General features: G+C 63.5%; 7 protein-coding genes. 6 read left to right on the top strand and 1 reads right to left on the bottom strand.

Annotation, left to right across the window (positions count from 1 at the left end; translation table 11 throughout):
- Positions 1–130 precede the first annotated feature (130 nt).
- The 6 genes from C6A82_RS08785 to C6A82_RS08760 all read left to right on the top strand — a co-directional run bounded on the left by C6A82_RS08785 (position 131) and on the right by C6A82_RS08760 (position 10,634).
- Positions 131–394, top strand: coding sequence for an acyl carrier protein (locus tag C6A82_RS08785; RefSeq protein ID WP_105346158.1), 264 nt, complete (start codon positions 131–133; stop codon positions 392–394).
- Between the two features lie 216 nt (positions 395–610).
- Complete coding sequence (locus tag C6A82_RS08780) at positions 611–2,359, top strand: fatty acyl-AMP ligase (protein WP_233216986.1); 1,749 nt, start codon at positions 611–613, stop codon at positions 2,357–2,359.
- Positions 2,356–6,573, top strand: coding sequence for a type I polyketide synthase (locus tag C6A82_RS08775; protein WP_105346157.1), 4,218 nt, complete (start codon positions 2,356–2,358; stop codon positions 6,571–6,573). Before C6A82_RS08780 ends, C6A82_RS08775 begins: the two co-directional genes overlap by 4 nt.
- A 4-nt stretch (positions 6,574–6,577) precedes the next feature.
- Complete coding sequence (locus C6A82_RS08770) at positions 6,578–7,270, top strand: thioesterase II family protein (protein ID WP_142405979.1); 693 nt, start codon at positions 6,578–6,580, stop codon at positions 7,268–7,270.
- A 5-nt stretch (positions 7,271–7,275) separates the two neighbouring features.
- Positions 7,276–9,732 (top strand): MMPL family transporter, encoded by a 2,457-nt coding sequence (locus C6A82_RS08765; protein ID WP_233216985.1) that lies wholly within the window; start codon positions 7,276–7,278, stop codon positions 9,730–9,732.
- A gap of 485 nt (positions 9,733–10,217) precedes the next feature.
- Positions 10,218–10,634: a hypothetical protein gene (locus C6A82_RS08760; protein ID WP_105346152.1), complete on the top strand. Its 417-nt coding sequence runs from the start codon at positions 10,218–10,220 to the stop codon at positions 10,632–10,634.
- Positions 10,635–11,190: 556 nt separating this feature from the next.
- Here the strand turns inward: C6A82_RS08760 and C6A82_RS08755 are convergent.
- Positions 11,191–12,195, bottom strand: a complete 1,005-nt coding sequence (locus C6A82_RS08755) for a glycosyltransferase family 4 protein (RefSeq protein WP_199193813.1) — start codon at positions 12,193–12,195, stop codon at positions 11,191–11,193.
- Between the last annotated feature and the right edge of the window lie 26 nt (positions 12,196–12,221).

Genomic DNA, 12,221 nt, shown 5'->3' with positions numbered 1-12,221 from the left:
CTTCCCTGCGATTACCGGATCGCCGCGTGACCACGACCATTGATCACAAGCCGCACGCACCGGCGAAGCCTGATCGAAGTCAGCGCTTTCGTCGACTTACGGAACAAACAGACCATCGAAGGAGCGCATAATGAACGCAAACCGCCGCCCGATCCTCGGCTGGCTCACCAAGCAACTCGCTTCATACCTCGAGGTACCGGCGACCGCCATCAACCCCATGGTTCCCCTGGCCGAAATGGGCGTCGACTCCGTGCACGCCATCAGCCTCGTCGGTGACGTCGAACTGCATTTCGATATCGAGGTCGACCCGACGATGATCTTCGACTACCCCACCCTGTCGCGCATCGCCGACTTCATCGGCACCAGCGTCGCCGAGCGCGAGCAGGTGGCATGAAGGCGTCCTGGCCGCTGGCCCGGTAGAAATTTGCCAAGACGTCGATGACCAGTCCCGGGCACCGCTTGCATCTGACCAGGAACTCAGGGTTGTCAAACCGCGGCTTTGGGGTCACTATCTCAATGCACAGCTTTGCTGTGATCGGAGGGTCCGCCTCGTAGGTCGCGCTGTAGTCATCTCCGGCGACCGCCTTGGCGGTGACCCGAAGGAGTGGCGATGACCATGGATGACAACGGGAGCACTGCAACGCCCTGCGTTGCTCCCAAAGACCTCGTTTCGCAGCTGCGGTCGCAATTCGAGTTATTCGCAGATACTCGCTGTTTCACGTTCCTGAACGAGTCTGGCCGACGTCTCGTTCCCGAGGCGCTGAGTTTCGGCGAGCTCGACCGTGATGCCCGCGAGGTCGCCGCGTGGCTCAGTTCACGACCGGACACCGATCGTCCGGTGCTGCTCCTGTTCGAGCCGGGTATCGATTTCTGGCGCGCGTTCCTCGGCTGCCTTTATGCCGGAGTCGTCGCTGTGCCCACCCCGCTTCCCATGGATGAGCGGAGCATGAAGCGCGTCGCCGGGATACTTCGCGATGCGGACAGCAGCCTGGCGTTGACCACCGAGAAGCTGCGCGGACTGCTCACCGCGGGCATCGAGGGATTTGATCTCGAGCGCCCACTGCAGTGCGTGGCGATCGACAACGCGCCGCTCGCCGATGCGGACTCGTGGACGATGCCGCGTTTCGCCTCCGACATCGTCGCGTTTCTTCAGTACACGTCCGGGTCGACCGGAGCCCCGAAGGGCGTGGCCGTGACCCACGGCAACATGGTGAGCAACGAGACGGCAATGTCTGAAGCCCTCCGGGCAAGCAGCAAGTCGGTGCTGGTCGGCTGGATCCCGCACTTTCACGATATGGGCCTCATCGGCCAGTTGCTGGCGTTCTTCAACGGAGCCAACCTCGTCACCATGTCGCCGCTGGCGTTTCTGAAGCAACCCGTCAGGCTGCTGAAGGCGCTCAGCGATTACCACGGAACCATTACCGCGGCACCGAATTTCGCCTACGACTTGATCGCGCGGCGAGTGACTCCCGAGCAACTCGCCGGCCTTGATCTGTCTGCTTGGGAAGTCGCCCTCAACGGCGCCGAGCCCGTTCGCCGCCGCACCGTCGAGCGAATCACCGAAGTCCTTGCTCCGGTCGGCTTTTCGCCGTCGGCGATGCGCCCTGGGTACGGCATGGCTGAGGTGACACTGATGGCCACCGTGAGCCGCGGCGTTCCGCGCCACCTTGACGCCGACGCCGACTCCCTCGAACAGCACCGCTACCTACCCGCCAAGGACCGCGCCATCAGCCTGGTCAGCTCGGGCGAGCCGGCACCTGGAGTCGAGGTGCGAGTCGTCGAACCCGAGACCCTCGAGGCGCTCGCCGAAGACCGGGTCGGCGAGATCTGGCTGCGCAGTGCCAGCGTGGCAAGCGGTTACCACAACCGTCCTGCGGAGACGATCGAACGGTTTCGCGCCCACACTTCGGATGGAGAGCATCCTTATCTGCGCACCGGCGACCTCGGGCTACTCCATGCTGACGAGCTCTACGTCACCGGTCGCCTCAAGGATCTGTTGATCATCAACGGCCGCAACCTGTATCCACAGGACATCGAAGAGTTCGTACAGGACGTGCACCCCGCGGTGAGCGGTTCGCGCGGATGCGTGATTCCAGTCGACGTCGACGATGCTGAACGTCTTGTCCTGATTCAGGCCGTCAAGCCTGAGTTGCTCGGTGATATGAGCTTTCGCGAGCTCGCCGCCGCAGTCAAGGGCGCCGTCGCCCGCGCCTTCGAGGTCCCCGCCCCCGGCGTGGTGTTCGTCAACCGGGCTGGGATTCACCTCACCACCAGCGGCAAGGTGCAGCGGGCATCGATGCGGACCACGTACCTCGACGGCGAACTCACCGACGTTCTGCACCAGGAACACCTGCGATGAACTCCGACGACATCGCGATTGTGGGCCTGGATTGCCGTTTCCCGAAGGCGGACGATCCCGCCGCCCTGTGGAAACTGCTGCTCGACGGCGCAGACGCTATCGACGAAATCCCGGCCGAGCGCTGGAACGCGGCCGAATTGCACCGCGAGGGCGCCATCAACCATCTGGCCGGCGGGTTGATCAGCGACGCCGATGCCTTCGACAACGATTTCTTCGGCATATCGCCGCGCGAGGCGGCGGCGATGGATCCGCAGCAACGGCTACTCCTTCAGACGGTGTGGCGCGCGCTGGAGAACGCCACGCTCGACCCTCGCGGGCAGGCCGGTTCCAATACCGGGGTGTTCGTGGGTGTGATGGCCAACGAGTGGGCCCACCTGCACATGAGTGACTACCGCGCGATCACAGCGCAGGACGGTTCGGGCAACGGCTATTTCATGACCGCGAACCGGCTTTCCTACCAACTCGATCTGACAGGTCCGAGCCTCGCGGTGGACACCGCGTGCTCGTCGTCACTGGTTGCCGCGCATCTGGCCGTGGAGGCTCTGCGCAACAGGGGATGCGACCAGGCAGTCGCAGCCGGCGTCAACCTCACACTCACCCCTGCACTCAACGTCTTCTATACGAAGGCGGGCTTGGCGGCTCCGGACGGCCGTTGTAAACCGTTCAGCGGCAAGGCTGATGGAATCGGACGTGGCGAGGGAGTCGCCGTTGTCGTCCTGCGCCGTCTGGCGGACGCAGATGCCGAGGGCTTGCCGATCTACGCCACGATCAAGGGCAGCGCGGTCAACAGCGACGGCCGCAGCAACGGCATCACGGCGCCGAACCGCTGGGCGCAGCAGCAGGTCGTCGCCACCGCATGCCGAACCGCCGGGATTTCGCCCGAGCAGATCAGCTTCCTCGAAGCACACGGCACAGGGACCATCCTGGGCGACATGATCGAGGCGAAAGCACTTGCGCACGCTCACCGTTCGCGCCGCGACACCCCATGCGCGATCGGCTCGATCAAGGGCAACTTAGGCCACACCGAGGGCGCGGCAGGTATCGCAGGCCTTATCAAGGTGGCGCTCAGCATGCACCATCGAGTGGTGCCGCCGTCCCGCTTCGCCGATTCGGAGAACGAACAGCTTCGGCTCGCCGACGGTGGACTGCGGATACTGTCCGAACCGATGGAACTGCCGGCGACATCCGTTCATGCCGGAGTCTCCAGCTTCGGTATCGGTGGCACGAACTGCCACATGGTCCTCGCCAGCGCCCCGTCGGCCGAGCGCGCGCCGTCGTCGGACGCACCGTCGGAGCCCGGAATCGTCACGTTATCTGCAGATTGCCCAGAGGGGTTGCGCCGCAATGCTTTGCAGCTGGCCGGCGACCTCGAGAAAAACGTCGCTCCACTGGCGCAGCTGTGCTGGTCGACAAACCGGATGAAGGCCTCCGGCGAGTCACGGTTGGCGATCGTCGTCGGAGACCGCGCCGAGGCCGTCGCGGCGCTGCGGGGCGACCTCGAAATGGGAACCGCTGCTGGACTGTCGGCGGGCTGGCTGTTCAGCGGCCAAGGCACGCAATACCCCGGCATGGCGGCGGTCGGCGAGCGCAGCGCGGTTTTCTGCGCGGCGCTCGACGAGGTCGAGGAAGCGATGGAGCCGCACCTGGGTGCGCGCATCCGCGAGGTCATGAACGGCGAACACGTCGATCGCACGGAGTTCGCCCAGCCCGCGATTTTCGCGATGCAATACGCGCAGGCACAGGCACTGCGTCGGCTGGGCGCAGAACCGGCGTGGCTGCTCGGGCACAGCATCGGCGAGTACGCCGCGGCCGTCGTCGCCGATGTGTTCAGCTTTGACGACGCCTGCCGATTGGTAGTCGCCCGCGGCCGTCTCATGCAGCAGTTGCCTGCGGGCGGCGGCATGTTGGCAGTCCGCGCTCACGTCGATGAAGTGGCCGGCTTTCCACTCGATCTCGCCGCGGTGAACGGCCCGAGCGAGGTCGTGCTGTCTGGTGCAATGGAAGCGATCGACGACGCCGCACACGCCCTTGAACAGTCGGGGTTCACTGTGCGTAAGCTCAACGTCTCGCACGCGTTCCACTCACAACTCATGGATCCCATGACGGCGGAATTCGCGTCGGTGGCCGCGGAGTGCTCCTACCGACGGCCCGCATACCCGATCTTCTCCACGCTGCACGGCCGATTGCTCGGCGATGACGAACCGATGGACGCGGACTACTGGGCTGCCCACGTCCGCGCCACGGTTCGGTTCGCCGACGCAGCAACCGAAGCGATGCAGGCCGAACCGACACACCTCGTGGAGTTCGGGACCAAGCGCACGCTCGGCCCGATGATCACGCGATCGCACCAAAACGCCCCGCCTGCAATGAATGTCGCTGCCGATCCGCTCGGAACCGTCGCCGCACTTTACCGCGACGGTCTGAACCCGGAGTGGAACTTGCTCTACCCCAACGAAGCTCGAACCGGGCATCGGCTCAGCGGATACTCGTTCAGCACCGCAAACCGGTTCTGGATCAAGGAGGGCGCCGGAGCCGTCCGGCCGGCGACATTGAGTGCTGCCCCGAAGGCGGTTACCGCGAAAGACCCAACGAAGGATTCGACGATGAACGATCTCATCGCGTTGTTCCGCGAACAGGCCGCCGTACTCGCCGCGTACGGGCAGGGCAATCTCGCTGCCGCCACGCCGGCCGATGCTGAACCGCAAGCGCATTCGGCCGAGGACACGACCGCTATGGTGCGCTCTGAGATTGCGCGGGTCAGTGGATTCCCGGAACACAAACTGCGGCCGGCCCAGACTATCGTCGGGGACCTGGGGTTCGACTCCATCATGGTGGCCGACGTGTTCAGCGGCCTCAGCCGCAAACTCCCCGGGGTGACTTTCGACCCAGCGGGGTTCGGCGCGACCACCACAGTCGCCGACGTGATCAGCATGGCCGGCGGGCAGGCGCATCAATCTTCACCAGGGACAGCGCCGAACGCGTCGGCGGTCACCCCGCAGTTCCGGATCGGCGAGTTCGAAGAGGTGAAAGCCCTGGCCGACCGGTTCGCGTTCGGCGAGGCGATCGGCGTCGACAACCCCTATTTCAGAGTCAACGACGGCGTCACTCGCGACACCTCGATCATCGACGGTGCCGAGGTGATCAACTTCTCCAGCTACAACTATCTGGGAATGTCGGGCCACCCCGCGGTCTCCGAGGCGGTGTCGGACGCGGTGCGCCGGTGGGGCAGCTCGTGCTCGGCGTCCCGCCCGATCTCTGGAGAGAAGCCGGTCCACCGCGAACTCGAGCTCGAGCTGGCGAAACTGCTCGGCACCGAGGACGCGATCGCTCTGGTCAGCGGCCACGCCACCAACGTCACGGTGATCGGGCACCTGCTCGGCGAGGGCGATCTGGTAATCCACGACAGCCTCGCTCACGACAGCATCATGCAAGGCTGCATGCTCTCCGGGGCCACCCGCCGGCCGTTCCCGCACAACGACCACGCCGCCCTCGACGAGCTACTCGAAAACATCCGGCACCAGTACCGCCGGGTGCTGATCATCATCGAGGGCATCTACAGCCAGGACGGTGACATCCCCGATCTACCCGCCTTCATCGAGGTCAAGCGCAAGCACCGGGCGTTGCTCATGATCGACGAGGCGCACAGCATCGGCGTGCTCGGCGAAACCGGTGGCGGCATAGGCGAACACTTCGGCGTCGACAGAACCGACGTCGAGCTGTGGTCCGGCACGATGTCGAAGTCGCTGGCCGGCTGCGGCGGATACGTCTGCGGCAGCCGGGAGCTCGTCGACTTCCTCAAGTACACGACGCCGGGCTTCGTCTACAGCGTGGGCATGCCACCACCCACCGCGGCGGCATCGCTCGCCGCGATCCGCACGATCCGCAGCGAGCCGGAGCACCTGCAGCGGCTCAATGAGTTATCCGCGTTGTTCCTGGCGCTTGCCCGCGAGGCCGGCCTCGACACCGGCGACAGCGAGGGCACACCGGTCATTCCGTGCATCGTGGGGAGCTCGGCCACAGCGCTGAAGCTGTCCAATGCTCTTCTCGGGCGGGGCATCAACGCCAACCCGATCATCTACCCGGCCGTGCCGGAGGACAAAGCGCGCCTGAGATTCTTCGTTACCAGCTGCCATTCGGAGGAGCAGATCCGATACACGGTGAAAGCGATTGTCGAGGAGCTTGCGCTCCTCACGGAAGCCTCTGAAGGCGCGTGAAACGGTGCGGTTGTTCTGCTTCCATCACGCCGGCGGTGGCGGGGCGATGTTCAACGCGTGGAGCAAGGCGCTCGGACCGGGCGTCGATGTAGTTCCGGTCGAGGTCCTCAACCGTGAACGATTCGCGACGCTGCGCCATCTCGTGGGAGAGGTCAATGACCAACTGAAATCGGCATTCGACGATCCGCATGTGTTCTTCGGTCACAGCTTCGGCGCCCTGCTGGCATACAGGTTGGCGTGCCTACGAGCGGCGTCGGACGCTCAGTTACCTTGCGTTCTGCTGGTGTCGTCCTTTGCGCCACCTCATCTTCCGGCGCCGATACCAGCGGTTGACCACCTCGACGATCACCAGCTGACGGCGCTGTTGTCCGACTTGGGCGGCATCCCGCCGGAGCTCGCCGATTGGCCCGACCTGCGCGATCGAGCTGTCGCGACGGCACGAATCGACCTGCGCCTGTGCATGACCGATTCGGAAGCCGAACCGGTCGTGCTGTCCTGCCCGATCCACGCCTTTGGTGGCAGCAACGACCCGCTGGTGAACGAGTTCGATTTGCACGAATGGCGGTCGCGAACATCCGGCGAATTCTCCGTGCAGATCCTGCGGGGTGGTCACTTCTATCTAAGCGACGCGTCTCAGCTGTTGGCGACCCTGCGGCCCATGCTGTCCAGACTGCCGGTGGTGAGCGAGAAATGTTGAGCCGGTTGGCCGTTCTGACGGTACGGCAGCCGAAGATGATCCTCATCGCGGTCCTAGCTCTACTCGGTGTCAGCATCGTCTTCGGCGCCGGGGTGTCCGAGAAGCTTGGCGTCGGTGGTTTCGTCGACCCGGCCTCCGAATCGGCACAGGTCGCTGACTACCTCGACCAGAACTTCCCCTCGACACCCAACCTGGTGTTGGAAGTCGTCGCGCGTGACGGCGCTGTCGAGAATCCCGCCGTCGCGGCGGCTGCAGATCGAGTGCGGCAGCTTGTCGAGGTCGAACCCGCGGCGAAGGTGGTCGGATCGTTCACTTCCGAACCGGCCACGGATCTGCGCAGTGACGATGGTCGCTCCGGTCTCATCCTCGTGCATGTCGGCGGAACCACTGACGAGGCGACGAAGACGGCGATCCGGATCATCGACGCGCTGCCCACCGACGACCCGGCGATCGAAGTGCGTGCAGGCGGCCCGCTAGGCGTATCGGTAGAGATCGAGGACCGAGTCAAACACGATCTCGTCATCAGCGAGAGCATCGCTCTACCCATTCTGCTCGTCATGCTGATTATCGTTTTCGGCAGTCTCGTCGCCGCCTTCCTGCCTCTTGCCATCGGTATCACGTCGATCGTCATGACACTGCTGGTGTTGACGCTCATGGTCAGCGTCACCGATGTGTCGGTGCACGCGCTCACCGTGGCGACAGCGTTCGGTCTCGGGTTGTCCATCGACTTCGGCCTGCTGATGGTGTCGCGATTCCGGGAGGAACGCGACAAGGGCAAGGACCATCAGTCGGCCATCATCGCGACCGTGACGACCGCCGGTCGAACGATCATCTTCAGCGCAGCAACTGTCACCTTGGCAATGTCCGGACTTCTGGTATTCCCCCTCTACTTCCTTCGGTCGACCGCTCTCACCGCGAGCGCCGTAGTGATCCTGTCGGCAGTCAGTGCGATCGTCGTGTTGCCGGCGCTGCTGGCCCTGCTGGGAAAGCGAATAGATTCGCTTTCGGTCATCCGCCGAAAGGCTCCTCTCTCTGCAGACTCGGCGTTCTGGCGGCGTTGCGCCGAGGCGGTGACGAAAAGGCCGCTGCAGTGGGCCGTGCCGGTGATTGCAGTCCTGCTGGTGCTCGGCATTCCCTTCCTCGGCGTGCAGCTCGCCATGCCCGACGAACGAGCGCTACCGTCCGATTCCAATGGACGGTTGGTGGCCGAATCGCTGCGCGACAACTACACGACCGACACGTCGCAGGCGGTGACGTTGTTGGCCCGCAACGATGTCCGCGCGCTCGATGATCTTGCCGCTGCGGTGTCACTCATGGACGATGTGGTGCGCGTGGTTGCACCCGGTGGCACGTTCGAACGCGGCGAGCTCATCAGTGGCCCAATGCCAGGGTTCGAAAATGATGGTGCTGCCTATGGTTTGGTCTTTCTATCGGTAGGCGCGCAGTCGGACGCCGCTCAACAGCTCGTGCTCGCAATCCGTGCGGAGATCGATGACCACCAGGTGGAGGTCGGCGGTCCGACCGCCACACTCACCGACACCAGCGCCGCAGTCGGCGACCGGCTTCCGGTGGCAATTCTGCTGATCGCTCTGGCCACGTTCGTGCTGCTGTTCCTGTTCACGGGCAGCGTCGTGGTGCCGATAAAGGCGCTCGTCCTGAACCTGCTGATGCTGAGCGCGGTCCTCGGCACAATGGTCTGGATCTTCCAGGACGGACACCTGGCCCCGATCCTCGGAGTCACCCCCGCGCCGCTGAACCTGTCCATGGTTGTCCTGTTGTGCTGCATCGCGTTCAGCCTGTCCGTCGATTATGAGATCTTCCTGCTCAGCCGGATCAAGGAAGCCCGCGACGCGGGGCTGTCGAACAACGACGCCATCGTCGTCGGGCTTGGGCGGGTAGGCCGGATCATCAGCAGCGCCGCGCTCTTGCTCACAATTACGTTGTTGTCCTTCGCCAACGGGCTGTCCTTCATGAAGATGTTCGGCATCGGTACCGCGCTGGCCATTGTCATCGACGCCACCGTGATTCGCGGTGTCGTGGTACCCGCATTTCTGCGTGTCGCAGGCGACCTCAACTGGTGGGCGCCGCGGCCGCTGAAGTGGCTGCACGCACGCATCGGACTCAGTGAAGCCACGACCGAAACCGAGTGCCCGCCACCGACACGTCACGTGGAAGAAGAGACAGAGCGACTCTCGCCAATCCGCGCGCCAGAACCCGACACCGTCCGGCTCCCAACGCCGTCACTACAGCTGGATGAGGAGACACGGCGACTCGCACCGTTAAGCGCACTGGACGCCGACACCGTCCGGCACGCACATCCGACACCTGATCGAGACGAGGAAACGCAGCGACTCCCGTCGATACGCGCACCCGAGGCCGACACCGTCCGGCACGCAAAGCCCGGGATCATTCAAGGCCGTCAGCGGACAAGGCATACCAACCCGAAACCGCCGGGGCCGTAGTACACGGCTCGGGCGCGGATCGGGTTAACGGCGACGTTGGGACTCAGAAGTACGCCGTCGCCGTCGTGCTGGTGCCGTTGTCACACGTGATCGTGACGGCCACCAGTCATCTTGGACGTGCTCACTTTTTGTGCTCATCCCGCCGGAGCGGTCGGACGACCAGTCGGGGTTTCAGGCGATCCGGCGTGATCGAGGCGTTCGCGGCAAGGTCGTCGATCACACGCTCAGTCACGCCCTCATCGTGGCATCTGCTCAATGGAGAAGCGCGGCTGATCAGCGGCACTTCGACAGTCGAGTTGCCCGGAATCGAACCCCCGCGAAAGGCGAATGTGCGCTGGCTAGGTACCTGCGTTAGATCACTCAAGACGCGATCTAATCAGGCCGGATCGGGTACCCCACATGCATCCCCCGCGAAGGGTCGAAGCGGGCCGCGTCCCACGCTGGACTTCACGGTCACAACTAGAGAGCCAAAGAAAGGACTAGCGATGTCAGAAAAATGGGGAATATCCAGAGTCGGCAAGCCCGAGATCGTCGTAGGCGAAACACTGCAGCAAGCCATCATCCGGATTCAAATCCTGCCGCTGCCTCCCGTCGCCTGGACGGATTGCTTCCTGCAGACAGCTCGGGGGCATGCAGTCACCATCACGGGGACCGAAACCCATCCCGACAAGATTGAGGCAGCCACAAGTCCTGCCGATGCAGAGGACGTGCTCGGAAAGATCGATTCGGCGATTGAAACTGCCAACAAGTACGTCGAAAAGGTAGTGCATTTGAAGCGGCAAACTGAGGGTGACATCAACCCCGCTGAAGGCGAACAGAGGCAGCAATTGCAGGCCAAGCTAGACCAACTTGCCGAAAAGCTCTCCAATCCCGAGTACGCCGACGAGGCGCGAACCGTCTGAGTCGAGCAAGATGAGGGGTCGCGACGCCATCCCAGCTCGCTTAGGCGGGAACCCTCGGCGCCCGTGTGTGGTTTGGGTGGCGGGGTGATCGGTCAAAGCACGAACGATGCCTTCAGAAATCGGCGTGAGCGAGCACGCGGGCGGGTCACTATAGGCTTGCCGGCACCAGATAATCGCAGGTCAGCGCCATAACATGCTATGGTGAATACCTAATAGGAGCAGGAAAAATGAATAGTCGCCTTGACAGCATTTGGTACGCATTACAGCATCCGTTGGGACCGTCGCGGGAGCTGGGCACGTACGAAAATCATCAGAAGAGCGTGGAGAAACTCATACGCAAGATGAGAACAAGAGTTCATCCGGACTAAGTGTGAGTTGGGAAAGGGCTGCAGGACAAGCGATCCCACCGGTACGAAGCCCGGACAGCACCCCTGAAGCAATACGTGAAGATTGACTAGCTCATCACCGCCGGACGGGTCGAACGACCAGCCGCGGAAACTGCGCGGATAAATCTGGCAGACCACAGCAGACTTCCACCAAGTCTGTTGCGACAGTGTCATTTCCGGTTGTTGATGACGTCGCGGTATACCTCGATGTATTTGTCGATCATGGCGGCGGCTGTGAACCGGTCGGAGGCCGATTCGGCGATCGTGCGCCGGTCAAGCTCGCCGGTTGAAGCGACCGCGGCCACCGCCGAATCGATGCTGTCAACCAGAAAGCCGGTCACCCCGTGTGCGATCAGCTCACCCATCGAGCCTCTCGAGTTGGCGATAACGGGTGTGCCGCAGGCCATCGCCTCGATGACGCTGTAACCGAACGGCTCGTCGAAGTCGATCAGGTGAAGCAGTGCATGCGCGCCTGCCAGCACTTCGGCGCGCATAGAGGCGTCGACAGCGCCGAGGTAGCGCACCTGCTCGCCGTCAACATGCGGCGCGACCTCGTCTCGGAAGTACTGCTCATCCTGGATGATCCCGGCGATGTCGAGCCGACGGCCACATCGTCGGGCGACCTCGATCGCGTGGGCGGTTCCCTTGTCGGGGTGGATCCGTCCGAAGAACAGAAGATGCTCACCCGGACTGGGATCGATTGCGAACTCGTCGATGTCGATGCCGTGGTGGATCGTGGCGGCATAGTGCAAACTTGGGTGTCGATCGGAGTCGCTTATCGACACATACGCGATGGTGCTGTCGTAGCGCTTGTAGACGGGAATGATCCGATCGGACGAGAAGCCGTGGATCGTGGTAATCACCGGTGTCGTGACGAGATCGCTGTACGTGAGCGGCAAGAAGTCGAACCCGTTGTGAATGATGTCGAACTCGCCGGCGCGCTCGAATACCGAGGCGACGTGCAGGCACTCTGCGACCTTGGCGTCGATCGTCGCATCCTCAGACCAGCCACACGGCACCGTTGCGTGCAGGCTGGCCGCGGTGATCGAGTCTGCAGTGGCGAACAGGGTGACATGATGGCCGGCTGCCACCAGACCCTCGGTGAGAAGCGACGCGAACTGCTCCCACGGCCCATAGTGCCGAGGCGGTGTCCTCCACGCGATCGGCGAGAGCACAGCAACTCGGATCGGACTGTCAGCCT

The sequence above is a fragment of the Mycobacterium sp. ITM-2016-00318 genome, from assembly GCF_002968285.2.
In the GTDB taxonomy this organism is placed as follows: domain Bacteria; phylum Actinomycetota; class Actinomycetes; order Mycobacteriales; family Mycobacteriaceae; genus Mycobacterium.
Note: the sequence above shows the minus strand (reverse complement) of the source record. Positions and strands in the feature narration are given on the sequence as shown.